The following is a 25,013-nucleotide window of genomic DNA, read 5'->3' as shown; positions in this document are numbered from 1 at the left end:
TGCGAATCCCCCAGGGGGGATTTCACGACACCGATACACCCCGCTCGATGTCTGCACGCGCGACTGGTTTCGTCGGCAGGTCTCCTGGCTGGCAGGTCCTCATCCAGCGCGGCCTTCCCGGTTGCCCAGTGGCCTGGCCGGCGGCACGGAACCTCGTCCTCGTGTCGCCGCATTGCGCGGACTCGCTGCTTACAGTTGCGGGGGCAGCCACGGCTTAACCGTGTTCCCTCTTCGGCTCTGAGAAACCTCGCCATCAAGGCGAAGCGTCCTACGAGCACCGACGAAGCGGGTATTATGCCTGCTTTGCCCGATGTCAGGAAAAGCCTGCCCGTCGGATCGATCGTCGCACCCTTGAGGACATTTCATGACGCCCTGGCTGACCATCGTCGGCATCGGCGAGGACGGTTATGCCGGCCTCGGCAAGGCCGCACGCCGAGCCCTGCTTGCCGCCAGCGAAGTGATTGGCGCACCGCGCCAGCTGGAGCTGCTGCCGCACTGCCTGGGCGCCCGCCGCCAGGCCTGGCCGAGCCCGTTCAGCCTGGAACCGGTGCTGCGCCGGCGCGGCGAGCCGACCTGCGTCCTGGCCAGCGGTGATCCAATGCTGTTTGGCGTTGGCGCGAGCCTTGCCCGTCAGATTCCGCCCGCGGAAATGCTCGTGCTTAGCGCGCCGTCCTCTGCCTCGCTCGCCGCCGCGCGAATGGGCTGGGCGTTGCAGGACTGCACGCTGCTGTCGCTGGTGGCGCGGCCGTTGGCCGCACTCAACGCGCAGATCCACGACGGTACGAAGCTGCTGATCCTCAGCAATGATGGCGACAGCCCGGCGGCCATCGCTGCGCTGCTGCGCGAGCGGGGCTTCGGTGCAAGTCGCCTCAGCGTGCTGGAGCACCTGGGTGGCGAGGCGGAGCGCCGCATCGATGGGCTCGCCAGCGACTGGTCGCAGAGCGAGACCGCTGCGCTGAACCTGGTGGCTGTGCAGTGCGTCGCCGGCATGGGCGCGGTTCGTCTGCCACTGACCACCGGCCTGCCTGACGACGCTTACCGCCATGACGGCCAACTGACCAAACGCGATGTGCGCGCCGTGACCCTGGCGCGGCTGGCGCCGAAGCCCGGCGAGCTGCTCTGGGACGTCGGCGCCGGCTGCGGCTCCATCGGCATCGAATGGATGCGTGCGCATCCGAGCTGCCGCACGCTGGCCATCGAAGCCGACGAAGGGCGCCAGGAGCATATCCGCTTCAATCGCGATGCCCTCGGCGTACCGGCGCTGCAATTGGTTTGCGGGGCTGCTCCGGAGGCGCTGCAGGGGCTGGAGCGACCCGACGCGATTTTCATTGGTGGCGGTGTCACGCTGCCCGGCATCTTCGAGCACTGCTGGGAGCAACTGAAGCCCGGCGGCCGGCTGGTCGCCAATGCCGTGACCCTGCAGAGCGAGGCGGCGCTGGTGAGCTGGCGCGAGCGCGTGGGTGGCGAGCTGACCCGTCTGTCGGTATCACAGGCGCAACCGCTCGGCGGCTTCGATACCTGGCGCGCGGCGTTGCCGATCACCCTGCTGGAAGTCTGGAAGGAATGAAGCGTTTTTCGTACCGCGACTGCATGGGTATCGCTTCGCTCCACCCATCCTACGATGCTGCTCGTTATGCGTGACGAGACGCCCGAAGAACCCCGCCCGCTGCGCAGCGGCTACACCACCGGCAGTTGCGCTACCGCGACCAGCCTCGCCGCCGCGCGCCTGTTGCTCACCGGTGAAGCGCTGGATGCCGCGCAGATCGTCCTGCCGAAAGAGCGCAACGCGACGCTGCGCCTGGAGTTCTGCCGGCGCACCGCCGAGGGGGCTGAGGCCGGTACGCTGAAGGATGCCGGTGATGACCCTGACGTGACCCACGGTGCGCTGGTCTTCGCTCGCGTGACGCTGGGCGTCGAGCCCGGCGTGCGCTTCCATGCCGGCGTTGGCGTCGGCACGGTCACCAAACCGGGGTTGGTCCTGCCAGTGGGCGAGCCGGCGATCAACCCGGTGCCGCGCCAGATGATGCGCGACAACCTCGCGGCATTGGCGGCCGAGTGCGGCTATGCCGGTGGCTTCGAGGTCACCATCAACGTAGAGGGCGGCGCCGAGCTGGCGCTGAAGACCATGAACCCGCGCCTGGGCATCCTTGGCGGCCTGTCGATCCTCGGCACCACCGGCATCGTCCGGCCGTTCTCCTGCTCGGCCTACATCGCCTCGATCCAGCAGGGCATCGATGTCGCCCGTGCCAACGGCTTCCGTCATCTCGCCGCCTGCACCGGTAACGCCAGCGAGGACGCCATGCGCCGTCGCTACGGTTTCGACGACACCGCGCTGATCGAGATGGGCGACTTCGCCGGCGCCGCGCTCAAGCACCTGCGCAAGGTCCCGGTGGCGCGCTTCAGTGTCTGCGGTGGCTTCGGCAAGATCAGCAAGCTCGCCGCAGGCCACATGGACCTGCACAGCCGTCACTCCAGCATCGACCTGCCACAGCTGGCCGAGTGGGCCGCGGAAGTCGGCGCTTCGGCGGACCTGCAGCAGCGCATGCGTGAGGCCAACACCAGCCAGCAGGCGCTGGCGTTGTGCCGCGCGGAGGGCGTCGCCCTGGGCGATGCAGTCTGTGCCCGTGCACTGGCCTTTGCCCGGCGCATCGTGCCGGCCGACGTACAACTGGAAGTCTTCGCCATCGACCGCCAGGGCAACCTGGTGGGCGAGGCGTTGGAGGCGCGATGAAGCGCATATTGCTGCTGGGCGGAATCGGAGAGGCGCTGAGCATTGCGCGCCGTCTGGGGCCACAACACCTGTACAGCCTCGCCGGTCTGGGCAAGGTGCCGGATGATCTGGCCTGCGAGGTGCGCGTCGGTGGATACGGCGGTGCCGAAGGTCTTGGCCAGTTTATCCACGAGCAGGGCTTCGACCTGCTGCTCGACGCCACCCATCCCTATGCCGCGCAGATCAGCGCCAACGCTGCCCGCGCCGCGCAACTGGCTGGCGTGCCCTGTTGGGCGCTGCGTCGCCCCGGCTGGCAGGCTGGGGCAAGAGACGACTGGCGTGAGGTCGCCGACTGGCCTGCGTTGATCGAGGCACTCAAGGATTTCCGCCGTCCGCTGTTCACGATGGGGCGCGAGCCGCTGGAGCACCTGGACGAGATTCCCGCACACCAGCACTGGACCGTGCGCTGTCTGCAAAGCCAGCCTGGCACCGCGCGGGCTGAGGTGCTCGGCGCGCGCGGCCCGTTCACCCTGGAGGGCGAGCGCGAGTTGTTCAATCGTCTGGGCACCGACGTGCTGGTCAGCAAGAACAGCGGTAGCCAGGCCACCGAGCCGAAGCTGCAGGTCGCCCGCGAGCGCGGCGTGCCAGTGCTGATCCTGGCGCGGCCATTGTTGCCCGCGGTGGATTGCGAGTTCGACAGCATCGACTCGCTGTGGGCTGCCTTGGAGGGTCGCCTTTTGTAGGAGCGAGCTTGCTCGCGAACCCATCGGCCTTCTCCGAGCCGCCAGTGCTTCTGCCACTGAGCCACGAGGATGGCTCTGTGGGGCGACCTGTTCCGGGGAGTTCACCGCTTCGTAGTGGTTCGCGAGCAAGCTCGCTCCTACAGCTGTAGCGTCTCTTCTCCGCCGGCGCACCTGGCTCTATGCTGGGCCCCGGTTTTCACAGGGAGTGACACCATGCTGCGTATCCTCGGACGCGCTTCATCGATCAACGTGCGCAAGGTGCTCTGGGCCTGCGCCGAACTGAACCTGCCCTACGAGCGGGAAGACTGGGGCACGGGCTTCCGCTCTACTGCCTCGGCGGAATTCATCGCGCTCAACCCCAACGCCATGGTGCCGGTCCTCGTCGACGGCGACTTCGTGCTCTGGGAATCCAACGCCATCTGCAGCTACCTCGCCACCCAGTACCCGCGGGGCGAATTGCTGCCGACCTCGCCGCGCGAGCGGGCGCTGGTGGAGCAATGGATGGGCTGGCAGGCCACCGAACTGAACAGCGCCTGGCGCTATGTGTTCATGGCCCGCGTACGCAACAGCCCCAGCCATACCGACGAATCCGCCATCGCCCTGAGCGAGGCGCAGTGGAACCACTGCATGGCCCTGCTGGACCGGCAGCTGCAGCGTACTGGCAGCTATGTCACCGGGGCCTGTTTCAGCCTTGCCGATGTCGTGCTCGGCCTGTCGGTGAACCGCTGGTACCTGACGCCCATGCAGCGCCCGGAACTGCCCGCAGTCGCCGCCTACTACGAGCGGCTGAGCGAACGGCCTGGGTTCCTGTTGCATGGGCGCAATGGGGAACCTTGAGATGAGCGGAAATTCGGTGCCAGGGGATAACCCTCACCCCAGCCCTCTCCCTGGGGGAGGAGGGGGCGTTTTGAGTGGGGCAATGTATCGGCGTCAGCCGGCGAACGTTGCTCGAACAGAGCACGCAGGACTGTTCCCTCTCCCTCTGGGAGAGGGCTAGGGTGAGGGGCTCTTGGTGACTCTTGGTGACTCACGCAGGGAGTTCACCAATAGGCCGATACTCCGCGCCCAGTTCCTGCGCCAGTTTTTCCGCACGGCCAAGCCGCACCGCGCCACCCTCGATATCCACCACCAGCGCCGGGCAAGCCAGCGGCTGCAATGCCGGCCAGTCGCGCAGGCGGCCATCTGTGAGTACCAGCAGGCGCTGGCGCTCGCCCGGTTTCTGTCGCTGGCGCTTGTCCAGCCACTCGCGGGCTTGCTCAAGCGCCTCGATCAGCGGCGTGCCGCCGCCAGCGCCGAGTTGCTCCAGCCACTCCTGCAATTGAGCAGAGGCCTTCTGGCCCTGCCACAGCCAACGCGCTTGCGCGCCGGTGGCATGCAGCACGGCGAGGCGCGCGCGTCGGCGATAGGCCTGTTCGAAGGTGTCGGCAAGCAGCCCCTTGGCCTGGGTGAGGGCGCCGTGGCGGCGGGTACTGGCGGAGGCGTCGACGATCACCAGCCAGAGTTCACCGGGCTTGCGGCTGCGGGCGCGCAGTACCAGCTCGGCGCGGCATTGCGGGCGGCCGTTGCGCAGGGTCGCGGGCCAGTCGACACGGCCGTGCGCGCCCGGCTGGCGGGCGCCGCTGCGGCCGCCGGCGAGCTGGCCAGGTCGGGGGTTGGCATCCGCGCCTGTGGCCTGGCGCGGGCGGATGCTCAGGGCTTTTTTGGCCAGCCCGTCAGCTGCCGGCGTTCGCCCATGGCGACGTTCTGGGCGGGGAGCTCACCCCATTGGCCTTCGCCGTTGGATTCATTAGACGGCGCTTGGGACGCGCTCGACGCAGTCTGCGGCGGTGTGTTCGATGACGGTGGTGCATGGCGACGGCGATGGGCGAGAGCGAAGTGCTCCACCGCATCGATGTCCTGTGCGTCGATGGCGTTGGCACCGCGCCAGGCAGCGTGGGCGCGGGCAGCGCGTAGCCAGACCAGGTCGGCGCGCAGGCCGTCGACACCAGCGGCATGGCAGCGCTCGGCGATGGCATCCAGAGCAGCGTCAGCCAATGGAATCGCCGCGACTTGCAGACGCGCATCGATGCAGCGTTGTTGCAGGGCCTGTTGTGCGGCTTGCCATTGCGCAAGAAACGCCTGCGCATCGGCATCAAAGGCCAGCCGGCGGCGAACGATCTCGGCGCGCTCGGTCGGCGCCGGGGTGCCGTGCAGTTGCACCTTGAGGCCGAAGCGGTCCAGTAGCTGCGGGCGCAGCTCGCCTTCCTCGGGGTTCATCGTGCCGATCAGCACGAAGTGCGCCGGGTGGCTGTGGGACAGGCCGTCGCGCTCGATCAGGTTGACTCCGCTGGCGGCCACATCGAGCAGCAGGTCGACGAGGTGGTCAGGCAGCAGGTTCACTTCATCCACATAGAGCACACCACCGTGGGCGTGAGCCAGCACGCCGGGGGAGAACTGCGCGCGGCCTTCGCCCAGTGCCGCCTCCAGGTCGAGGGTGCCGACGATGCGCTCCTCGCTGGCGCCCAGCGGCAGGGTGACGAAGCGCCCGCCGTCCAGCAGGTCGGCCACGCCGCGCGCCAGGGTGGACTTGGCCATGCCGCGCGGCCCTTCGATCAGCACGCCGCCGATGGCGGGGTCGATGGCCGCCAGGCACAGGGCCAGCTTCAGCTCATCGGCGCCGACGACGGCGGCCAGGGGGAAGTGGGGAAGGGCGCTCATGGGGGATTTCCTGCGGATTTCGTCCGTGCATGGTAGCGAACCGGGCGCAGGAGGTGCGACCAATGTCCATCGGAACGATAGAGCCAAGTCATTGATCGGCACGCCGCGATGCAGTAACTTGGTCCCACTTCCACGGAGAACATCATGCCGTCCAGCCTGTCCATCCAGTCCCTCGCCCGCCTCGGTGCCATCGGCTCCGTGGTCGCTCGCGCGCAGGTCCTGGCCGCTGCTGCCGGTTATTTCTTCTATGGGTATTGGTTTAGCCAAAGGCGCGCCTGATACCCCACAGGCGCCCTAGCAAGCAGGGTCGCCAACCAGACAGTTTCCCAAAACCCCGGTCGGCAACCCGACCGGGGTTTTTGTTTTTCAAAGCCCACAAGGCCCAACGCATTGAAACGAGCGAAAACGCTCAGACAGAGGATCGACACATGACCGCCTACACCATCGACTACCGCTATTACCGCAACTCCGACTGGCGATTTAGCAGCGCGCTGCGTGCCACCCAACGAGCCTTGCCACGAACACTTAGATAGAGCGCCGAGCGCGGAACGACCACCGCGCCGGCCAAGGATGCCAGTCAGATGAACGCTTCCACCTCCACCCTGATCCGCCAAGCACACGCAGCCACCGCCGAAGTCCTCGACCTGCCGCTGCCTTCCGCTCGCCGCCGCGAACAGCCGCTGCCGAGCCCCGCCGAACTGCGTCAGCACCTGCCGTTGTCCGCCGCCATGGCCCACCGCGTCCGCGAAGGCCGCGACGCGATCCGCGCCGTACTCGATGGCCGCGACCCACGCCTGCTGGTAGTGATCGGCCCGTGCTCGCTGCACGACCCTGTCTCCGCCCTCGAATACGCCGACCGCCTCGCCGAACTCGCCCCGCAAGTGAGTGACCAGTTGCTGCTGGTCATGCGCGCCTACGTCGAGAAACCGCGCACCACCATCGGCTGGAAAGGCCTGGTCTACGACCCGCAGTTGGATGGCAGCGGCGACATGGCCGGCGGCCTGGAACTGTCGCGCCGGCTGATGCTGGGCATGCTCGAACGCGGCCTGCCGGTCGCCACCGAACTGCTGCAACCGCTGGTGGCCGGCTACTTCGACGACCTGCTGGGCTGGGCCGCCATCGGCGCACGCACCAGTGAATCGCAGGTACACCGCGAGATGGTCAGCGGCCTCGACCTGCCGGTGGGCTTCAAGAACGGCACCGACGGCAGCATCGGCATCGCCACCGATGCCATGCGCTCGGCAGCGCACCCGCACCAGCACTTCGGCATCGATGCGCAGGGCCGCCCGTCGCTGGTACAGACCCAGGGCAACCCGGACACCCATCTGGTGCTGCGCGGTGGGCACGCCGGGCCGAACTTCGACGCGGCCAGCGTGCAGCAGATTCGCAAGGGGCTGGAGAAGCTCGGTCTCGACTCGAGCATCATGGTCGATTGCAGCCACGCCAACAGCGGCAAGGACCCGCTGCGCCAACCGGCGGTACTGGACAGCGTGCTCGACCAACGCCTGGCTGGCGACGCATCGCTGCGTGGCGTGATGCTGGAGAGCCACCTGTTCGACGGCTGCCAGCCGCTGTCCGGCGAGCTGCGTTACGGCGTGTCGATCACCGACGGCTGCCTGGGCTGGAGCGGTACCGAGGCGTTGTTGCTGAACGCGGCCGAGCGCCTGCGTCGCGGCTGAGGCTCGCTCCTACACGTTAATGCGCCATGCCGCACTGGAGGTGCGTTTTGTGTGGGGGCAACAGTCTTCTTCAGTTTGTAGGATGGGTGGAGCCTAAGCGATACCCATGCTGCTGGTGCAGGAATTGATGGGTATCGCTTCGCTCCACGCCATCCTACGAAAACTGGAAATTCCTCACTGTTCCTCGCTGTCCACCAGCAGATTCTCCAGCGTCTCGCGGTATTCCCCCGGCTCTTCCCACAACCCGCGCTGCTGCGCTTCCACCAGGCGCTCGGCGATGTCGCGCAGGGCTTCGGGGTTGTGCTGGCGGATGAACTCGCGGGTGTCGTCGTCCAGCAGGTAGGCGTCGGCCAGCAGGCGGTACTGGTGGTCGTCGACCAGTTCGCTGGTGGCGTCGAAGGCGAACAGGTAGTCCACCGTCGCTGCCAGTTCGAAGGCGCCCTTGTAGCCGTGGCGCTTCATGCCGGCGATCCATTTCGGGTTCACCGCGCGCGCGCGCACCACGCGGCCCAGTTCTTCCTTGAGCGTGCGGATGCGCGGGTTGTCCGGCTGGCTGTGGTCGCCGTGGTAGCTGGAAAGTGATTGTCCCTGAATGACCTCGGCGGCGGCGAGCATGCCGCCCTGGAACTGGTAGTAGTCGTTGGAATCGAGGATGTCGTGCTCGCGGTTGTCCTGGTTGTGCAGCACCGCCTGCAGGCCGGACAGGCGCTGGGCGAAGCGCTCGCGCGCCGGGGTACCGTCATCGCCGGCACCGTAGGCATAGCCGCCCCAGTTCAGGTAGGCCTCGGCGAGGTCGGCGCGGCTGTCCCACTGGCGCGACTCGATCACGCCCTGCACGCCTGCGCCATATGCGCCGGGTTGTGCACCGAAGATGCGCCAGCCTGCCTGGCGGCGGGCTTCGGCGCTTTCCAGACCTTCGCTCAGCAGGCGTGCCTGATCGGCGCGCACCCGGGCCGCCAGCGGGTTCAGATCGTCCGGTTCGTCCAGCGCGGCGACCGCCTGCACGGCGGCGTCGAACAGGCGGATCAGGTTGGCGAAGGCATCGCGGAAGAAGCCGGACACCCGCAGCGTCACGTCCACCCGCGGGCGGTCGAGCAGGCTGATCGGCAGGATCTCGAAATCCTCCACGCGCTGGCTGCCGGCCTGCCACACCGGGCGCACGCCGAGCAGCGCGAGTGCCTGGGCGATATCGTCGCCGCCGGTGCGCATGGTCGCCGTGCCCCACACCGACAGGCCGAGCTGGCGCAGGTGGTCGCCGTGGTCCTGCAGGTGGCGTTCGAGCAGGCGGCTGGCGGATTGGAAGCCGAGGCGGAAGGCGGTGGGCGTGGGCAGGTTGCGCACGTCGACGGTGAAGAAGTTGCGCCCGGTGGGCAGCACGTCGACCCGTCCGCGACTGGGCGCGCCGCTGGGGCCGGGCGGGACGAAGCGGCCGGCGAGGCCGGCGAGCAGGTGGCCGATCTCGCTGGCGCCGCAGGCGTCGAGGGTGGGCGCGATCTGCTGGTGCAGTTGCGCGAGGACCGCCGCGCTGGCGTCTCCGGGAGCGCTGGCCGAGCCTTCGATCAGGCGCAGGGCGAACAGCTCCAGGCGCTCGCGGGTGTCGCCGTTGCTGCGCCAGGGTTCGTCGCTGACGGCGGTCAGCACATCAGGGCGCGGACCTTCCCACGGCTCGGCGAAGGCTTCGTCCAGCGGATCACGACCGAGCTTCAGGTCTTCGCTCAGCGCCCGCAGCAGGCTGGCGTTGCCGCCGCGTCCATCGCCGCGCGGGATGCGCACCAGCGACAGCAGTGTGTCGCGGCGCAACTCGCCCACCGGTGATTCGCCGAACACATGCAGGCCATCGCGAATCTGTGATTCCTTGAGGTCGCAGAGGTAGGCGTCCAGCTGCGGCAGCCAGCTTTCCGGGTCGTCGCTCAACTGCAAGCCCAGCTCGCGGTCCAGCGCGGTATCGCGCACCAGCGTGAGGATGTCGCCACGCAGTTCGCTGGCGCGGCGCGGGTCAAGCAAGGAGGCGTCGTAGTACTCGTCGGCCAGGCGCTCGAGGTCGCGCAGCGGGCCGTAGTTTTCCGCACGGGTCAGCGGCGGCATCAGGTGGTCGATGATCACCGCCTGGGCGCGGCGCTTGGCCTGTGCGCCTTCGCCGGGGTCGTTGACGATGAACGGGTAGAGGTTCGGCAGCGGGCCGAGGATCGCATCCGGCCAGCACTCCTCGGAGAGCCCGATGCCCTTGCCCGGCAGCCATTCCAGGTTGCCATGCTTGCCGACGTGGATCACTGCGTCGGCGCCGAACACTTCGCGCAGCCAGAAGTAGAAGGCGAGGTAGCCGTGGGGCGGCACCAGCGACGGATCGTGGTAGATCGCCGCCGCGTCCAGCTGGTAGCCACGCGCCGGCTGGATGCCGACGAAGCCGAGGCCGAAGCGCAGGCCGGCGACCATCATCCGCCCGCTGCGGAACATCGGGTCCTGCTGCGGTTCGCCCCAGCGCTCGCGCACGGCTTGCTGGTTGGCTTCGGGCAGGCGCGCGAAGCAGGCGAGGTAGTCGTCCAGCGCCAGGCTCTGTGCGCAGGGGCGCAGGTCGAGGCTGTCGAGGTCGTTGCTGACGCCGCCGAGCAGTTGCTGGATCAGCGCGGTGCCGGAATCGGGCAGGCCGGCGACCGGATAACCCTGGGCCTCCAGCGCACGCAGGATGTTCAATGCGGCGGCCGGCGTGTCGAGGCCGACGCCATTGCCGATGCGCCCGTCGCGGGTCGGGTAGTTCGCCAGGATCAGCGCCACGCGCTTGTCGGCGTTGGCCTTGCGTGCCAGCAGCATCCAGCGCCGCGCCAGTTCGGCGACGAAATCCATGCCCGGCCGGTGCGCCAGGTAGCAGACCACGTCGCTCTGGCTGCGCTCGCTGCGCCAGGCCAGGCCCTTGAAGCTGATCGGCCGGGTGATCAGGCGGCCATCCAGCTCCGGCAGCGCGATGTGCATGGCCAGGTCGCGCGGGCCGAGGCCCTGCGGGTTGGCGCGCCAGAGGTCGTGGTTGTCCAGCGAGCAGATGGCTTGCAGCACCGGCACGTCGCGGCGGAAGGGACGCTCCTGCGGCGATTCCGGGTTCGACTGGGCGAAGCCGGTGGTGTTGATGATCAGCTCGGCATCGGCGCTATCGAGCAGGTTTTCCACCGTCTCCAGGCAAGCGGATTCCTTGAGGCTGGCCACGGCGATGGGGAGCGGATTGATGCCCTGGGCCTGCAGGCGCTCGCAGAAGGTATCGATGAAGCCGGTGTTCGCCGCCTGCAGGTGCGTGCGATAGAACAGCAACGCGGCCACTGGGCACTCCGGGTGCCAGTTGGCCTGCCAGCGGGCGAGGTCGCAGCTGCCGGTCTGCGGGTGATAGAGCGCGACGCGGGGCAGCGTCTGCGGCTCGCTCCACGGATAGTCGCGTTGCAGGTGGCGTGTGGCGAGGCAGGCGAAAAATTGCCGGGCGTTGTCCATGCCGCCCTGGCGCAGGTACTGCCAGAGGCGCTCGGCGTCCTGCGTGGGCACATTGCACAGCGCGGCCAGTTCGGGGTCGGGCTTGTCGTCGCCGGGTACGGCGATCAGCGTGATGCCGCGTTCGGCCAGTGCCGCGAGTTGCTCCATGCCGTAGCGCCAGTAGCCGACGCCGCCGTGCACGGAGATCAGGATGACCTTGGCGTGCTGCAGCACTTCGTCGACGTAGAGGTCCACCGAGGCGTGGTTCTGCAGCTGCATGGGGTTGGCCAGGCGCAGGCTCGGGTAGTCCGCCGGCAGCTCGCGAGCGGCCTCGGCGAGCAGCGCCAGGTGCGAATCGCCGCTGCAGAGGATCACCAGCTCAGCAGGCGTCTGGGCCAGGTCGGCGATGCCGTCGTCGGGAACGAAGCCGCCGGGTTGGGTGCGCAGCAGGTGCATGGAACTCGCTCGGTAAAGGGCTCTGTTGTAGGAGCGAGCTTGCTCGCGAACCATGCCCCGCTGCGGAGGTTGGTTCGCGAGCAAGCTCGCTCCTACAAAGGCAGTGTTATGCCAGGGCGGTACGCAGTTCGTTGGCGATGGCGGCCTGGTCCAGTTCCTGGCCGATCACCACCAGGCGGGTGCTGCGGGTTTCGTCGCTGCGCCAGGCGCGGTCGAAGTGCTTGTCGAAGCGCTTGCCGACGCCCTGCACCAGCAGGCGCATGGGCTTGCCGGGGATGGCGACGAAGCCCTTGATGCGCAGCACGGCGTGGCGCTCGACCAGTGCGTTCAGTGCGTCGAGCAGGGCGCGCTCTTCCACTTCCGGGAGGTCGACGTGGAAGGAGTCGAACTCGTCGTGGTCGTGATCTTCATGGCCTTCATGGTCGTGGTGTGTGGGGCGGCTGTCGATGTGCAGCTCGGCCTCGGCGTTCAGCCCCAGCAGCACGGAGAGCGGCAGCTGGCCGGAATTGGCTTCGACGATCTTCACCGCCGGCGGCAGTTCCTCGGCGACTTCGGCGCGCACGCGGGCGAGCGCGTCGGCGTCCAGCAGGTCGGCCTTGTTCAGCACCACCAGGTCGGCGCTGGCGAGCTGGTCTTCGAAGAGTTCGTGCAGCGGCGATTCGTGGTCCAGGTTCGGGTCCTGCTTGCGCTGCTCGTCCACCTGTTCGGGATGGGCGGCGAAGGTGCCGGCGGCCACGGCCGGGCTGTCGACCACGGTGATCACCGCGTCAACGGTGCAGGCATTGCGGATTTCCGGCCACTGGAAGGCCTGCACCAGCGGCTTGGGCAGGGCCAGGCCGGAGGTTTCGATGAGAATCTGGTCGAGGTCGCCACGGCGTGCCACCAGTTCGCGCATCACCGGGAAGAATTCTTCCTGCACGGTGCAGCACAGGCAGCCGTTGGCCAGTTCGAAGACGCGGCCGACCGCCTCTTCTTCGCTGCAACCGATGGAGCACTGCTTGAGGATTTCGCCGTCGATGCCCAGCTCGCCGAATTCGTTGACGATCACCGCGATGCGGCGGCCTTCGGCGTTATCCAGCATGTGGCGGAGCAGGGTGGTCTTCCCGGCGCCGAGGAAGCCGGTGACGATGGTGACGGGGAGTTTGGCCAGGGTCTTCATGCGCGCCTCGCAAGCAGAGAGTTGGAGGGCGGATGAAGGGCGCGCGCGCGGGTTCGCCGCGCAACGAAGGTCGCCACCGGATCACCCCGCCCGGTTGTCGTGATACTGGTCGAGGCAGGTCTCCTGGCTCACAGCCCTCTTGAGTTCTTTCGCCTTCCCGCCGTGGCCGGCAGTGGCTTGTGAAAGAACAGGCTGTTCACAGTTGCGGGGGCAGCCGTGGCACATCCGAAGATTTCCACGTTCCCTCTTAGCTCCGGCCAGCGCCGGAGAACCTCGAAGCAGGGAAGGCTACGCAGCGACGGCGGGGCGGTCAATCGCCGGGGATCGGTTGACGCTTGCAGGGCTTCGTGGTCAGCTAGCGCGGTTTCAGGTGTCTCGCGCCACGCGCGCGAGGTGAAACGGGAAGCCGGTGCGTCCGCAAGGACCAGTCCGGCGCTGCCCCCGCAACGGTAAGCGATCGTAGGGTCATCAGTAGCCACTGTGCTCCGGCATGGGAAGGTTGACCCGCTTGGCCACTGGCCGACATCGCAAGCCCGGAGACCGGCCTGGAATTCTTCGTTTTTGGCAAACCCGCGGTGGGCGGGCGCAGGCCGTGGCGCGACCGTTCCGGCGCGTTCGAATGCGTTCAACCTCTGCGTTCTCTTACTTTGATTTCCAGAGGGAACGTTCATGTCCAGCAGCACCCTGACGCACGCGTCGAGCACTTCCATCCCCCTTTCCAAGCGCATCAGCCTGGCCGTTGGCGCCAGCCTGCTCGGTGCGCTGCTGGTGTATTTCGCCGGCTTCTCGCACATCGATGCGGTGCACAACGCCGCGCACGATACCCGCCACAGCGCCGGTTTCCCCTGCCACTAATGCTGTTCTGAGCCCAATCGGCTGCGCGTCGGCCAGGCTGCGTTGGAGTATCGCCGTGGACTGCTCATTGACTTCAGTCAGCTCCGCGTCCCCGCCGATCCTCCGCCTTGCCTGGCGCTAGCTCGCTCGATTCGAGAGTTCGGAAAGGAAAGGAAAAAATGATCAAACGTATCGCCCAGACCGCCGGTTTCGCCGGTCTGATCGCGGCGCTGGTGCTGACTGTGGTTCAGCTGCTGTGGGTGTCCCCGCTGATCCTCAAGGCGGAAACCTACGAGAAGGCCGAGCCGGCCGCCGCGCTGGTCGAGGAACACCACGAGCACGCCCACGACCACGCCGCTGGCGCAGTGGCCGCCCACGAGCACGACGCGGAAGCCTGGGAGCCGGAAGACGGCTGGCAGCGCATCCTCTCCACCACTGGGGGCAACCTGGTGGTCGCGGTGGGCTTCGCCCTGATGCTGGCTGGCCTGTTCACCCTGCGTGCGCCAGGCAAGACCTCCGAAGGCCTGCTCTGGGGCCTGGCCGGTTTCGCCGTGTTCACCCTGGCACCGTCCCTCGGCCTGCCGCCGGAGGTGCCCGGCACCGCCGCCGCCGACCTGACCCTACGGCAGACCTGGTGGATCGGCACCGCCGCTGCCACCGCTGGCGGCCTTGCGCTGCTGGTGTTCGGCCGCAACTGGGCGCTGCGTGGCATCGGTATCACCCTGCTGGTGGTGCCGCATGTAATCGGCGCACCGCAGCCGGAAGTGCATTCCAGCCTCGCGCCGGAAAGCATCGCCCACGAGTTCATCGTCGCCTCGCTGATCACCAACGCGGTGTTCTGGGCGGCCCTGGGCCTGGTGGCTGCCTGGCTGTTCCGTCGCTTCGCGCCGTCGGCCTGATCCGCGCGTTATGCTCGACCTCCCCGCAGCCGGTCTGACCGTCTGCGGGGTTTTGTTTTGTGGAGATAGACAATGACGCTGGTTGCCGGCCTGGGTTGCCGTCGCGGCTGCTCGCTCGATGAACTGCGCGAGCTGCTGCGCGATACGCTGGTGGAAGCCGGGCTCGATGAGTCGGACCTTACCGCGCTGGCCAGTGCCACGTTGAAGGCGGACGAAGAGGGGCTGAAGGCACTGGCCGCCGCCCTCGATCTGCCGCTGGCGCTGTTCACGCCGCAGCAGCTGGCCACTTGCGAGCCGCGCCTCGAGCAACCTTCCGAAACGGTCCGTACGAGCACTGGCGCTGCCAGCGTTGCCGAAGCCGCAGCGCTGCTGCAGGCCGAAGCCCAGGCCGGTGCGCCGGCGCGACTGCTGGTGGGCAAACGGCGCAGCGATCAAGCCACCTGCGCGTTGGCCTTCATCCCCGTCGAATCCGCACAGGAGCAGCCATGACGGTCTTCTTCATCGGCGCCGGCCCCGGCGACCCCGAGCTCATTACGGTCAAGGGCCAGCGGTTGATCCGCACCTGCCCGGTGATCCTCTACGCCGGCTCGCTGGTGCCGCCAGCGGTGCTGGAAGGGCACAGTGCCGAACGCGTGGTGAATACCGCCGAACTGAACCTGGACGAGATCGTCGCGCTGCTGGCGCAGGCCCATGCCGAGGGCAAGGACGTGGCACGGGTGCACTCCGGTGATCCCTCGCTGTACGGCGCCATCGGCGAGCAGATTCGCCACCTGCGTGAGCTGGGTATTCCCTACGAGATCGTTCCCGGCGTCACGGCCACTTCTGCCTGTGCGGCGATACTCGGCTGCGAGCTGACCCTGCCGGACATCTCGCAGACGCTGATCCTCACCCGTTACGCCCACAAGACGCGCATGCCTGACGGCGAATCCCTCGCCGAACTGGCGCAGCACCGCGCGACCCTGGCGATTCATCTGGGGGTTGGCCAGTTGGCGAACATCGTCGCCGAACTGCTGCCGCACTACGGCGCCGACTGCCCTATCGCAGTGATCCACCGCGCCAGCTGGCCGGACCAGGACCAGGTCGCCGGCACCCTCGGCGACATCCTGCCCAAGGCCGAAGCCAAGGGTTTCCGGCGTACGGCGCTGATCCTGGTGGGCAGGGTGCTGGGGGCGGAAGGTTTTGCCGATTCGTCGCTGTACAGCGCGGAGCATGCGCACCTGTATCGGCCGTAAGCCTGTTTTGTGATGCCACTGCAAGCGTAGGAGCAACTGTCTTTTTCAGGTAAGTCCGTGCCAGCGCCTTCCCCTCACCCCAGCCCTCTCCCAGGGGGAGAGGGAGCCTCCCGTGCCGGCGAACGACAAGGTTTCATCCTGTACCGAACAATCCCCTCTCCCCTTGGGAGAGGGTTAGGGTGAGGGCTGATCCGAGTACAGGACTGTCGGGTAGGAGCGGACTCCGTCCGCGATCGACTCAACGCCGCCTCGGTATATCAGGCAGCTCGGGCAACCCATCGCAGACGGAGTCCGCTCCCACGCAGGGTTGGGCTCCTTGCTCAGGCCAGCCAAGCCTCCCCGCGCGGCGCCATGCCGCGCCGCAGGTACCAGCGCACCCACAGGTGCACGCCGAGTGCGGCGCACACCGTGAGCAGGATCATCAGGCCTTCGGCATCCATGGCAGCGTCCCTCGTCCGGGTTTCCTGCCTGTCAGGGTAATGCCTGCGACAAAGCGCCGCACAGGTACAGATCGTTTCCGAATGTGCGGATCAGTCCTGCGGCGCTTGTCAGCCCTGCAGCGAATGAATGATCCGCCCGAGGGTTTCCATGGCCTGTTCGCTGGCCGTCGTCCAGGGGTGCCCATAGTTCAGCCGCAGGCAGTGGCCGAAGCGCCGTGTGGCGGAGAATATCGGCCCCGGCGCCAGGCTGATGCCCTGGGCGTGGGCGAGCTGGAACAGCTTGAGCGCGTCGATCTGCTCGGGCAGCTCCAGCCACAGGAAGTAGCCGCCGCTGGGCCGGGTGACGCGGGTTGCCGCGGGGAAGTGCCGGGCCACGGCAGCGAGCATCGCGTGCTGCTGGCTTTCCAGGGCATGGCGCAGCTTGCGCAGGTGACGGTCGTAGCCGCCGTGCTGCAGGTAGTCGGCGATGGCCGCCTGTGCCGGCACCGAGGCGGACAGGCTGGTCATCAGCTTGAGCCGCTCGATCTGCTCGGCATAGCGCCCGCCCGCCACCCAGCCGACCCGGTAGCCGGGCGCCAGACTCTTGGAGAAGGAGCTGCAATGCATGAACAGGCCCTCGCTGTCGAAGGCCTTCACCGGCTTGGGCGCCTGGGCGGCGAAGTACAGCTCGGCATAGACGTCGTCCTCGATCAGCGGCACTTCGTGCTGGGTCAGCAGCGCGGCAAGAGCGCGTTTCTTTTCCTCGCTCATGCTCGCGCCCAGCGGGTTCTGGAAGTTGCTCATGAACCAGCAGGCCTTGATCGGCAGGCGTGCCAGGCTGTCGGCGAGCACGTCCAGATCGATGCCCTCGCGCGGGTGTACGGGGATTTCCACCGCCTTCAGTTTCAGTCGTTCCAGCACCTGTAGGCTGGCGTAGAACGCCGGCGCCTCGATGGCCACCAGGTCGCCGGGTTGCGTCACCACCTGCAGGCACAGGTTCAGTGCTTCCAGCGCACCGTTGGTGACCACCAGCTCTTCGACCGGCAGCGGCATGCCACCGACCATGTAGCGCAGGGCGATCTGCCGGCGCAGGGCGTGGCTGCCGGGGGCGAGGTCAGCCACCACCGAACGCGGGTCCATGTCGCGCACGGCGTGGGCCATGGAGCGCGCCAGGCGCGGCAGGGGGAACAGCTCCGGCGCCGGGAAGGCCGAGCCGAAGGGCACGGTGTCCGGGTCCTTGATCGAGCTGAGTACTGAGAACACCAGTTCGCTGACGTCCACCTCGGTGGTCTGCGCGTCGTGGCGGGCGATTTCCGGTTCGGCCAGCGCGCGCTGCACGTGCTCGCGGACGAAGTAGCCGGAGCGCGCGCGGGCGACGATCAGGCCGCGGTCTTCCAGCAGGTAATAGGCCTGGAACACCGTCGAAGCGCTGACCCCATAGGTGCGGCTGGCATGCCGCACCGAAGGGACTTTCTGGCCGGGGGCGAGTACGCCGCTGCGGATCAGGCCGGCGATCTCGTCGGCGAATTTCTCGTAGCGCTTCATCTTGTCCTGCGGGGCGGCCTGGGGGGCGGAAGAGTCCGCCCACTCTAGGCGCTGCGCCGAGGTCACGCCAAGCTCCCGTGCCATGTTCAGCGCCTCGGTGAGACGAAGGTGCTGGCAGCGTCGATGGCCTCGTTGCCGTCGCTGACCCTGAAGTGCAGCGGCAGCGAACCACCGGCACTGCGCTGCGCTTCGCTGGCCACCGATACCGCGAAATCGCGGATCTCGCCCGGCTGCAGCAGCAGCTCCGGCACGCCCTGCAGGCGGTAGCCGGCGCCGTCGGCGAGGCTCAGCTGGTAATGCTGCGGCTGCTGGGTCTTGTTGATCAGCTTGAGGTTGTAGATGTTCTCGATCTCGCCGGCAGCGTTCTCGCGGAACAGGCCACGGTCGCGGGCGACGTCGAGGTTGATCAGCGGCCGCGCTTCCAGCGCCCAGACGAAGGCGCCGATCATGACCAGCAGAACAGCCGCATAGCCGATCAGGCGTGGGCGCAGCAGGTGGGTCTTGCCGCCCTCCAGCGCGCTTTCGGAGGTGTAGCGCACCAGGCCGCGGTCGTAGCCCATCTTGTCCATCACCGAGTCGCAGGCGTCGATGCACGCGGCGCAGCCGATGCAGGCGATCTGCAGGCCGTCGCGGATGTCGATGCCGGTGGGGCAGACCTGCACGCACTGGAAACAGTCGATGCAGTCGCCCAGGCCCTGGGCCTTGGGATCGGCGTCCTTCTTGCGCGCGCCACGGGATTCACCGCGCGCCGCGTCGTAGGAAATGATCAGGGTGTCCTTGTCGAACATCACGCTCTGGAAGCGCGAGTACGGGCACATGTGGATGCACACCTGCTCGCGCAGCCAGCCGGCGTTGGCGTAGGTGGCAGCGGCGAAGAAGGCGACCCAGAAGGTGCTTTCCAGGTCGAGCCTGAAGGTCAGCAGGTCCATCACCAGCGGGCGTACCGGGGTGAAGTAACCGATGAAGGTGACCGCCGTGGCCAGGCTGATCAGCAGCCAGAGGCCATGCTTGGCGCTCTTGCGCAGAACCTTCTCGGCGCTGGCCGGGCCCTTGTCCAGTTTCATGCGCTGGTTGCGGTCGCCCTCGGTGACCTGCTCGGCCCACATGAAGATCCATGTCCAGACGCTCTGCGGGCAGGTGTAGCCGCACCAGACGCGTCCGGCGAATACGGTGATGAAGAACAGGCCGAAGGCGGCGATGATCAGGATCGCCGAGAGCAGGATGAAGTCCTGCGGCCAGAAGGTCGCGCCGAAGATGTAGAACTTGCGCTCGGGCAGGTCCCAGAGCACAGCCTGCCGGCCGTTCCACTGCAGCCACAGGGTGCCGAAGAACAGCAGGAACAGCAGCGCACCGCCAAGCCGGCGGAGGTCGCGGAAACGCCCCGCGAAACGTTTGGTGTAAACGGTCGGAGTGACCGCCGACAGCGGTTTCGGCGGCGGGGTGAAGCGTTGCGGTGCGTCGATCTGGATGACCTTCGCGGGGATTCTTTCGCTCATTATCGTGGCCCATCAGGCAGAAGAGGCGCCGCGACTGTACGAATCGTCCTGCACTCGAAACAGATTCAGGTTCGCTGGAAAAAACCATATCAGATGCCGAAAAACGCTCCGTGCCGCGGCGCCACAGGCCTGGCGCGCTGCGCGATGGGGCGGCTGATCGGGCCTCTTGCGGCAACCGGTCGCAGGCCCGCAGGAGCAGGGGGCTGGCTGATCTGATCCGGTTTTTCCCGCGTTATCTGCCGCTGTTTTGCACAACAGGCCCCGGCCATAGTTCGGTCAACCGCAACGTGGCGCGCCCGACGACAGAAGCAGGCTGCCACGCAACGATCCGAAGGTGGCCTGGCGATGTACCGATACGATGATTACGACCGCGCCCTGGTGCGCGAACGGGTGGCGCAGTTCCGCGATCAGGTGCAGCGGCGCCTGGGCGATGAGCTGAGCGAAGAGGAATTCCTGCCGCTGCGCCTGCAGAACGGCCTGTACCTGCAGAAGCACGCCTACATGCTGCGGGTGGCGATTCCCTACGGCACCTTGTCCAGCGAGCAGATGCGCACCCTGGCGTGGATTGCCCGCGAGCACGACCGTGGCTACGGCCATTTCACCACGCGGCAGAACATCCAGTTCAACTGGGTGGAGCTTGCGCGTGTGCCGGACATTCTCGAACGTCTCGCCGATGTGGAAATGCACGCCATCCAGACTTCCGGCAACTGCGTGCGCAATATCACCACCGAGGCCTTCGCCGGGGTTGCCGCCGACGAGTTCCTCGACCCGCGCCCGCTGGCGGAAATTCTTCGCCAGTGGTCGACGGTGAACCCCGAATTCCTGTTCCTGCCGCGCAAGTTCAAGATCGCCCTCTGTGCCGCCGAGGAAGACCGCGCGGCGGTGATGATGCACGACATCGGCCTCTACCTGCGCCGCGCCGAGGACGGCGAACTGCGCCTGAAGGTGCTGGTGGGCGGCGGGCTGGGGCGCACGCCGATGCTCGGCCAGGTGATCCGCGACGACCTGCCCTGGTGGCACCTGCTGTCCTATGTCGAGGCCATCCTGCGGGTGTACAACCGCTACGGCCGGCGCGACAACAAGTACAAGGCGCGGATCAAGATCCTGGTGAAGGCGCTGGGCATCGAGGCGTTCTCCCGCGAGGTGGAAGAGGAGTGGCAACACCTGCGCGATGGCGAGGCGCAACTGACGCTCGACGAGTACCAGCGAGTGGCTGCCGCCTTCGAACCGCCGGTCTACGCTGCCGCCGATGATCTTGCCTACGGCAGTGCGCTGGCTGCCGATGCAGCGTTCGCCCGCTGGGTCTCGCGCAACGTGCGCCCGCACCGCGTGCCGGGGTATGCCAGCGTGGTGCTGTCCACCAAGCCGGGCGCCGAGGCACCGCCGGGGGATGCGACGGCCGAGCAGATGGAGCGAGTGGCCGACTGGGCCGAGCGCTTCGGCTTTGGCGAAATCCGCGTCGCCCATGAGCAGAACCTGGTGCTGCCGGACGTGCGCAAGGCCGATCTCCATGCGCTCTGGCAGGAAGCCTGTAGCGCAGGGCTGGGCACGCCGAACCAGGGCCTGCTCACCGACATCATCGCCTGCCCGGGCGGTGACTTCTGTGCGCTGGCCAATGCCAAGTCGATCCCCATTGCCCAGGGCATTCAGCAGCGCTTCGAGGACCTCGACTACCTGCACGACCTGGGCGATCTGAGCCTGAACATCTCCGGCTGCATGAACGCCTGCGGCCACCACCACATCGGCAACATCGGCATTCTTGGCGTCGACAAGAACGGTAGCGAGTGGTACCAGATCACCCTGGGCGGCGCCCAGGGCATGAAGAGCGCGCTGGGCAAGGTGATCGGCCCCTCGTTCAGCGCGGCGGAGGTGCCCGCTGTGATCGAGGCGCTGGTGCAGACCTATGTCGAGCAGCGCGGCGCCGGTGAGCGCTTCGTCGAGACGGTCGAACGTATCGGCCTGGAGCCGTTCAAGGCACGGGTCTACCGCCAGGCGGAGGTGCCGGCATGAAGAACCTGATTCGCCTGCGTGATGGTGTCGCCGAGCTGGCGCCGGATGATCCCTGGACCTTGCTGCGCGAAGTGCCGGAGGAATTGCCCGACGGCAACCTGATCCTGCCGCTCAAGGCCTGGCTGGACCGGGGCGCCTGTAGGAGCGAGCTTGCTCGCGAACAGGATTGGCCGGTGGGGCCTGAGCTGGGAGGTTCGCGAGCAAGCTCGCTCCTACAAGGGCATGGCGTATTGCTCGGGCCGGATGACGATCCGCAACAGCTTGCCCAATGGCTGGATGAGATCCCACTGATCGCCATCGACTTCCCCAGCTTCCGCGATGGTCGCGGCTACAGCCTGGCCTATCTGCTGCGCAGCCGCCTGGGCTGGCGCGGGGAACTACGTGCGGTGGGCGACGTGCTGCGTGACCAGCTGGCGCATCTGCGCCAGTGCGGTTTCGACGCCTTCGCCGTGCGCGAGGACAAGTCCGTGGAGGACGCCCTGAAGGGCCTGGCGGGGCTGAGTGTGCTCTACGGCCGCTCGGTGATTGAGCCGCGCCCGCTGTTCCGGCGTCGCTCCTAGGACTCGACAATCGCGCGCGGCCAAGGCTGCAGCGGGTCGGCCAAGCTTGACGGTGTGCCGGGGGGCAGGAAAAATGCGGGCATCATCCACGGAGCCGCTGTGCGCCGCTGGTAACCCACGTACTCGAGTGACCCCCAGAATATGCGCATGCGCCTGATGCTGTTGGGTGGCGGTAATGCCCTTGGACAGGCGCTGATCCGCCTGGGCGCCGAGGAAGATATCGGCTTCCTCGCACCCCGACCGCCCGACCAGGGCTGGGACGCCGCCAGTCTTACCGTCCTGCTGGACGAGACCCGTCCCGACGCGGTGATCAACCTCGCCTATTACTTCGACTGGTTCCAGGCCGAGGCCGTCGATGCCGCCAGGCTGGCCAGCCAGGAGCGCGCGGTGGAGCGTCTGTCCGAACTCTGCCAGCACCACGAGATCCTGCTGATCCAGCCGTCGAGTTATCGCGTGTTCGATGGCGCCCGTGCCACCGCCTACAGCGAGAAGGACGAGCCGCTGCCGCTGGGCCCGCGTGGCCAGGCGCTATGGCGCATGGAGCAGTGGGTGCGGGCGACCTGCCCGCGCCATGTGCTGCTGCGCTTTGGCTGGTTGCTCGATGACAGCGCCGATGGTGTGCTCGGGCGCTTCCTTGAGCGCGCCGAGAAGGAGCAGGTGCTGTTCCTCGCCGACGACCGGCGTGGCAATCCGACCCCGGTCGATGATGCCGCACGGGTGATCCTCTCCGTGCTCAAGCAGCTCGACTGCCAGGCGCCGCTGTGGGGCACCTATCACTACGGTGGCCTGGAAGCCACCACGACCCTGTCCCTGGGCCAGGTGGTGCTCGGCGAGGCTCGCGCCTTCCATACCCTGGCCGTCCAGGAACCGAGCCCGCAGGCCCACGCCGCGCGCCCGGACGCCGGCGACGAACCGCAGCATGCGGTGCTTGCCTGCAAGAAAATCCTCCATACCTTCGGTATCAAGCCGCGCGCCTGGCGCGCCGGCCTGCCCGCCCTGCTGGATCGCTATTACCGCCATGTCTGATCGCCTATCTCCCTCTGCGCAGCCCATCCTGATCACCGGCGGCGCGGGGTTCATCGGTTCCCATCTGGCGGACGCGCTGCTGGCACTGGGTTTCTCCGTGCGCGTGCTGGACGACCTGTCCACTGGCAAGCGCGAGAATCTCGACAGCCGCGTCGAGCTGATCGTCGGCAATGTCGCCGATGAGGCGGCGCTGCGTGGCGCAGTGAGCGGTTGCCAGGGCGTCGTGCACCTGGCGGCCATTGCCTCGGTGCAGGCCTCGGTGGAAGACCCGGTGGGCACCCACCGGGCGAACTTCATCGGTACCCTGAATCTCTGCGAGGCCATGCGCCAGGAAGGTATCCACCGCGTACTGTTCGCCTCCAGCGCAGCGGTCTACGGGCAGAATGGCGAAGGCACTGCCATCGACGAAGACGTGGTCAAGGCTCCGCTGACGCCCTACGCCTCGGACAAGCTGGCCAGCGAGTACTACCTGGACTTCTACCGCCGCGAGCATGGGCTGGAACCGGCGATCTTCCGCTTCTTCAACGTCTATGGCCCGCGCCAGGATCCGTCCTCGCCGTATTCCGGGGTGATCAGCATCTTCGCCCGGCGTGCTGAGCAGGGCCTGCCGATCAGCGTATTCGGCGACGGCGAGCAGACCCGTGATTTCATCTATGTCGGCGACCTGGTGAAGCTGCTGGTGAAGGCACTGCTGGCGGAGGAAGTGGCCGAGTCGGCGATCAACGTCGGTCTCGACCAGTCGACCAGCCTGAACCAGTTGCTGGCCGAGATTGGCAAGCTCACCGGCGGGCTGCCGCAGATCACCTACCAGCCGGCGCGCCATGGCGATATTCGCCATTCCCGCGCCGACAACCGCCGCCTGCTGCAGCGCTACCACCTCGACGCGCCAACCCCGCTGGCCGAGGGCCTGGCCCAGTTGATCACCACCAGGGTTTGTTGATCGCCAGCACGAAGATGCTGGCCAGCGAGGACAGCGCCAGCACGCTGAGTACGGCCTTGCTCGGCTTCGAGACGGAGCGCAGGGCAAAGGCCGCCAGCACGATGTAGAGCACCAGCAGGCCGAGCTTCACCTGCAGCCACACAGGCAGCGGCCAGGGCATCGCCAGGTGCACCAGGCCCAGGGCGCTCAGCAACAGCAGTGTATCGATCAGATGAGGTAGCCCGCGCTGCCAGCCAGCGGGACGCTTGCCCCACCAGCTCAGGCCCAGGCGCAGGAGGAAGAGCAGGGTGCTGATGATCGCCAGGCTGACGTGCAGTGCTTTGAGTTCGAGGTACATAGCGGTTCCCAGAAAGTGAAAAAGGCGCCCTTGGGCGCCTTTTTCATGTTTGCTCCGTTAGAAACGGTAGCCGAAACCAACCATGTAAACCCAGGGGTCGACATCAACATCGACTTTGACCTTGCCGACACCGTCCAGATTGGTGGTCGCTTTGGTGTCGATATCCATATACCAGACCGCGGCGTTGACGAAGGCGTGCTCGTTGAGCATGTAGTCCATACCCAGTTCGGCGGCCAGGCCCCAGGAATCCTGCAGCTTCAGGTTGCTGAAGCCCTGGTCCTTGCGGGCGCTGGTGAGGTCTTCGTCGAAGAAGGTGGTGTAGTTCACGCCCAGGCCGCCGTACGGCTGGAAGGCGGAGCCGGTACCACCCATGGGGTAGTACTGAAGCAGTACAGTCGGCGGCAGTTGCTTGATATCGGCCAGCTTGCCGTCCAGGCCTCCCAGGCCCTTCACGTCGACCTCATGCTTGAACGGAGTGGCCGCAACCAGCTCGACGCCGATCTTGTCAGTGAGCAGGTAGCTGAAGGTCAAGCCCAGCTGGGTGTCACTATCGACAGTGGCTTTGCCGCCCAGCGATGTGCCGTTGGCCTTAAGGCTGCCGCTGCTATCGTCCGGCGCAACGGTGGCGATACCGCCGCGGACGAGGAAGTCGCCAGCCTGGTGGCCGCGGATGTCGGCGGCCTGGGCTGCGATCGGCGTTGCGACGGCGAGGGAGAGAAGCGAGGCGGTGAGCCAGGACTTACGCATGATGAGCTCCAATATCTCTTTGGTATAAGTGTTGGTGCCCAGAATAGTAGACAGCGCTAAAAGCGCACTTTTGA

Annotated in this window: 22 protein-coding genes and 3 riboswitches; of the genes, 14 read left to right on the top strand and 8 right to left on the bottom strand. The window is 67.1% G+C overall.

The genetic code is table 11. The annotated features are described in order from the left end of the window. Positions 1–56 precede the first annotated feature (56 nt). A riboswitch (cobalamin riboswitch) is annotated at positions 57–297 on the bottom strand. Positions 298–364: 67 nt separating this feature from the next. From cbiE to N5C91_RS12450, 4 genes are all read left to right on the top strand, one after another. Beyond that, the gene (gene cbiE, locus N5C91_RS12465) at positions 365–1,567 is read left to right on the top strand and encodes a precorrin-6y C5,15-methyltransferase (decarboxylating) subunit CbiE (RefSeq protein WP_279829955.1); all 1,203 of its coding nucleotides are present in this window, start codon (positions 365–367) and stop codon (positions 1,565–1,567) included. A 66-nt stretch (positions 1,568–1,633) separates the two neighbouring features. Further along, positions 1,634–2,731 carry a cobalt-precorrin-5B (C(1))-methyltransferase gene (locus N5C91_RS12460; protein WP_236172383.1) on the top strand — a complete coding sequence of 366 codons (1,098 nt, stop codon included), beginning with the start codon at positions 1,634–1,636 and terminating at the stop codon, positions 2,729–2,731. Further along, a complete protein-coding gene (locus N5C91_RS12455; RefSeq protein ID WP_236172384.1) occupies positions 2,728–3,453 on the top strand; it encodes a cobalt-precorrin-6A reductase in 726 nt (241 codons plus the stop codon). The genes N5C91_RS12460 and N5C91_RS12455 overlap by 4 nt, the downstream gene beginning before the upstream one ends. 213 nt (positions 3,454–3,666) lie before the next feature. Next, complete coding sequence (locus tag N5C91_RS12450; RefSeq protein ID WP_279829952.1) at positions 3,667–4,290, top strand: glutathione S-transferase; 624 nt, start codon at positions 3,667–3,669, stop codon at positions 4,288–4,290. A 190-nt stretch (positions 4,291–4,480) separates the two neighbouring features. Here N5C91_RS12450 and N5C91_RS12445 read toward each other — a convergent pair whose 3' ends face one another. Continuing rightward, the gene (locus tag N5C91_RS12445; RefSeq protein WP_279830032.1) at positions 4,481–5,140 is read right to left on the bottom strand and encodes a VWA domain-containing protein; all 660 of its coding nucleotides are present in this window, start codon (positions 5,138–5,140) and stop codon (positions 4,481–4,483) included. A 2-nt stretch (positions 5,141–5,142) separates the two neighbouring features. Then, a complete protein-coding gene (locus N5C91_RS12440; protein WP_279829950.1) occupies positions 5,143–6,150 on the bottom strand; it encodes an AAA family ATPase in 1,008 nt (335 codons plus the stop codon). Positions 6,151–6,294: 144 nt separating this feature from the next. Here N5C91_RS12440 and N5C91_RS12435 point away from each other — a divergent pair, with 144 nt between their 5' ends. Next, positions 6,295–6,429, top strand: a complete 135-nt coding sequence (locus tag N5C91_RS12435) for a hypothetical protein (protein WP_256205205.1) — start codon at positions 6,295–6,297, stop codon at positions 6,427–6,429. 302 nt (positions 6,430–6,731) lie between these two features. Beyond that, the gene (locus tag N5C91_RS12430) at positions 6,732–7,829 is read left to right on the top strand and encodes a 3-deoxy-7-phosphoheptulonate synthase (protein WP_279829947.1); all 1,098 of its coding nucleotides are present in this window, start codon (positions 6,732–6,734) and stop codon (positions 7,827–7,829) included. Positions 7,830–8,003: 174 nt separating this feature from the next. Here the strand turns inward: N5C91_RS12430 and cobN are convergent, their stop codons facing one another. Continuing rightward, on the bottom strand, positions 8,004–11,735 hold the full coding sequence (gene cobN / locus N5C91_RS12425) for a cobaltochelatase subunit CobN (RefSeq protein WP_279829946.1): 3,732 nt from the start codon (positions 11,733–11,735) through the stop codon (positions 8,004–8,006). A gap of 106 nt (positions 11,736–11,841) precedes the next feature. Continuing rightward, a complete protein-coding gene (gene cobW, locus N5C91_RS12420; protein WP_279829944.1) occupies positions 11,842–12,894 on the bottom strand; it encodes a cobalamin biosynthesis protein CobW in 1,053 nt (350 codons plus the stop codon). A 95-nt stretch (positions 12,895–12,989) separates the two neighbouring features. Beyond that, a riboswitch (cobalamin riboswitch) is annotated at positions 12,990–13,185 on the bottom strand. Between the two features lie 60 nt (positions 13,186–13,245). Then, positions 13,246–13,458, top strand: a riboswitch (cobalamin riboswitch). A 105-nt stretch (positions 13,459–13,563) separates the two neighbouring features. Here cobW and N5C91_RS12415 point away from each other — a divergent pair. The 4 genes from N5C91_RS12415 (at position 13,564) to cobM (ending at position 15,859) form a co-directional block, all read left to right on the top strand. Further along, complete coding sequence (locus N5C91_RS12415) at positions 13,564–13,749, top strand: CbtB-domain containing protein (RefSeq protein ID WP_024764032.1); 186 nt, start codon at positions 13,564–13,566, stop codon at positions 13,747–13,749. Between the two features lie 158 nt (positions 13,750–13,907). Next, positions 13,908–14,627 (top strand): CbtA family protein, encoded by a 720-nt coding sequence (locus N5C91_RS12410; RefSeq protein WP_279829940.1) that lies wholly within the window; start codon positions 13,908–13,910, stop codon positions 14,625–14,627. Positions 14,628–14,699: 72 nt separating this feature from the next. Further along, the gene (locus N5C91_RS12405; protein ID WP_279829938.1) at positions 14,700–15,116 is read left to right on the top strand and encodes a cobalamin biosynthesis protein; all 417 of its coding nucleotides are present in this window, start codon (positions 14,700–14,702) and stop codon (positions 15,114–15,116) included. After that, the gene (gene cobM, locus N5C91_RS12400) at positions 15,113–15,859 is read left to right on the top strand and encodes a precorrin-4 C(11)-methyltransferase (RefSeq protein ID WP_279829936.1); all 747 of its coding nucleotides are present in this window, start codon (positions 15,113–15,115) and stop codon (positions 15,857–15,859) included. The genes N5C91_RS12405 and cobM overlap by 4 nt, the downstream gene beginning before the upstream one ends. A 548-nt stretch (positions 15,860–16,407) precedes the next feature. Here the strand turns inward: cobM and mapR are convergent. Further along, positions 16,408–17,823 carry a GntR family transcriptional regulator MpaR gene (gene mapR, locus N5C91_RS12395; protein ID WP_279830031.1) on the bottom strand — a complete coding sequence of 472 codons (1,416 nt, stop codon included), beginning with the start codon at positions 17,821–17,823 and terminating at the stop codon, positions 16,408–16,410. A gap of 86 nt (positions 17,824–17,909) precedes the next feature. Next, positions 17,910–19,319, bottom strand: a complete 1,410-nt coding sequence (gene ccoG / locus N5C91_RS12390) for a cytochrome c oxidase accessory protein CcoG (protein ID WP_279829934.1) — start codon at positions 19,317–19,319, stop codon at positions 17,910–17,912. 345 nt (positions 19,320–19,664) lie between these two features. Here ccoG and N5C91_RS12385 point away from each other — a divergent pair, with 345 nt between their 5' ends. From N5C91_RS12385 to N5C91_RS12370, 4 genes are all read left to right on the top strand, one after another. Then, positions 19,665–21,329, top strand: a complete 1,665-nt coding sequence (locus N5C91_RS12385; protein ID WP_279829932.1) for a nitrite/sulfite reductase — start codon at positions 19,665–19,667, stop codon at positions 21,327–21,329. Next, positions 21,326–21,889 carry a DUF934 domain-containing protein gene (locus N5C91_RS12380; protein WP_279829931.1) on the top strand — a complete coding sequence of 188 codons (564 nt, stop codon included), beginning with the start codon at positions 21,326–21,328 and terminating at the stop codon, positions 21,887–21,889. The genes N5C91_RS12385 and N5C91_RS12380 overlap by 4 nt, the downstream gene beginning before the upstream one ends. 141 nt (positions 21,890–22,030) lie before the next feature. Next, complete coding sequence (locus N5C91_RS12375) at positions 22,031–22,915, top strand: sugar nucleotide-binding protein (RefSeq protein WP_236200607.1); 885 nt, start codon at positions 22,031–22,033, stop codon at positions 22,913–22,915. Then, complete coding sequence (locus tag N5C91_RS12370; RefSeq protein WP_236172398.1) at positions 22,908–23,855, top strand: NAD-dependent epimerase/dehydratase family protein; 948 nt, start codon at positions 22,908–22,910, stop codon at positions 23,853–23,855. The genes N5C91_RS12375 and N5C91_RS12370 overlap by 8 nt, the downstream gene beginning before the upstream one ends. On the opposite strand, the gene N5C91_RS12365 is transcribed toward N5C91_RS12370, so the two are convergent. After that, entirely contained in the window at positions 23,836–24,192 is a 357-nt protein-coding gene (locus N5C91_RS12365) for a SirB2 family protein (RefSeq protein WP_236200606.1), read from the bottom strand. The genes N5C91_RS12370 and N5C91_RS12365 overlap by 20 nt on opposite strands. A gap of 57 nt (positions 24,193–24,249) precedes the next feature. Further along, positions 24,250–24,939 (bottom strand): OmpW family outer membrane protein, encoded by a 690-nt coding sequence (locus N5C91_RS12360; RefSeq protein WP_279829929.1) that lies wholly within the window; start codon positions 24,937–24,939, stop codon positions 24,250–24,252. Between the last annotated feature and the right edge of the window lie 74 nt (positions 24,940–25,013).

It is taken from the genome of Pseudomonas sp. GD03903 (genome assembly GCF_029840045.1).
In the GTDB taxonomy this organism is placed as follows: domain Bacteria; phylum Pseudomonadota; class Gammaproteobacteria; order Pseudomonadales; family Pseudomonadaceae; genus Pseudomonas; species Pseudomonas pseudonitroreducens.
The sequence above is the reverse complement of the archived record's forward strand: the minus strand, read 5'-3'. Positions and strand labels throughout refer to the sequence as shown.

Coding starts and splice junctions, on each gene's coding strand:
- N5C91_RS12455 (WP_236172384.1), top strand. CDS start 2,728: ATGAAGCGCATATTGCTGCTGGGCGGAATCGGAGAGGCGCTGAGCATT.
- N5C91_RS12415 (WP_024764032.1), top strand. CDS start 13,564: ATGTCCAGCAGCACCCTGACGCACGCGTCGAGCACTTCCATCCCCCTT.
- N5C91_RS12370 (WP_236172398.1), top strand. CDS start 22,908: ATGTCTGATCGCCTATCTCCCTCTGCGCAGCCCATCCTGATCACCGGC.
- N5C91_RS12365 (WP_236200606.1), bottom strand. CDS start 24,192: ATGTACCTCGAACTCAAAGCACTGCACGTCAGCCTGGCGATCATCAGC.
- N5C91_RS12375 (WP_236200607.1), top strand. CDS start 22,031: ATGCGCATGCGCCTGATGCTGTTGGGTGGCGGTAATGCCCTTGGACAG.
- N5C91_RS12410 (WP_279829940.1), top strand. CDS start 13,908: ATGATCAAACGTATCGCCCAGACCGCCGGTTTCGCCGGTCTGATCGCG.
- cobM (WP_279829936.1), top strand. CDS start 15,113: ATGACGGTCTTCTTCATCGGCGCCGGCCCCGGCGACCCCGAGCTCATT.
- N5C91_RS12405 (WP_279829938.1), top strand. CDS start 14,700: ATGACGCTGGTTGCCGGCCTGGGTTGCCGTCGCGGCTGCTCGCTCGAT.
- ccoG (WP_279829934.1), bottom strand. CDS start 19,319: ATGAGCGAAAGAATCCCCGCGAAGGTCATCCAGATCGACGCACCGCAA.
- N5C91_RS12430 (WP_279829947.1), top strand. CDS start 6,732: ATGAACGCTTCCACCTCCACCCTGATCCGCCAAGCACACGCAGCCACC.
- N5C91_RS12460 (WP_236172383.1), top strand. CDS start 1,634: ATGCGTGACGAGACGCCCGAAGAACCCCGCCCGCTGCGCAGCGGCTAC.
- cobN (WP_279829946.1), bottom strand. CDS start 11,735: ATGCACCTGCTGCGCACCCAACCCGGCGGCTTCGTTCCCGACGACGGC.
- mapR (WP_279830031.1), bottom strand. CDS start 17,823: ATGAAGCGCTACGAGAAATTCGCCGACGAGATCGCCGGCCTGATCCGC.
- cbiE (WP_279829955.1), top strand. CDS start 365: ATGACGCCCTGGCTGACCATCGTCGGCATCGGCGAGGACGGTTATGCC.
- N5C91_RS12440 (WP_279829950.1), bottom strand. CDS start 6,150: ATGAGCGCCCTTCCCCACTTCCCCCTGGCCGCCGTCGTCGGCGCCGAT.
- N5C91_RS12435 (WP_256205205.1), top strand. CDS start 6,295: ATGCCGTCCAGCCTGTCCATCCAGTCCCTCGCCCGCCTCGGTGCCATC.
- N5C91_RS12450 (WP_279829952.1), top strand. CDS start 3,667: ATGCTGCGTATCCTCGGACGCGCTTCATCGATCAACGTGCGCAAGGTG.
- cobW (WP_279829944.1), bottom strand. CDS start 12,894: ATGAAGACCCTGGCCAAACTCCCCGTCACCATCGTCACCGGCTTCCTC.
- N5C91_RS12360 (WP_279829929.1), bottom strand. CDS start 24,939: ATGCGTAAGTCCTGGCTCACCGCCTCGCTTCTCTCCCTCGCCGTCGCA.
- N5C91_RS12380 (WP_279829931.1), top strand. CDS start 21,326: ATGAAGAACCTGATTCGCCTGCGTGATGGTGTCGCCGAGCTGGCGCCG.
- N5C91_RS12385 (WP_279829932.1), top strand. CDS start 19,665: ATGTACCGATACGATGATTACGACCGCGCCCTGGTGCGCGAACGGGTG.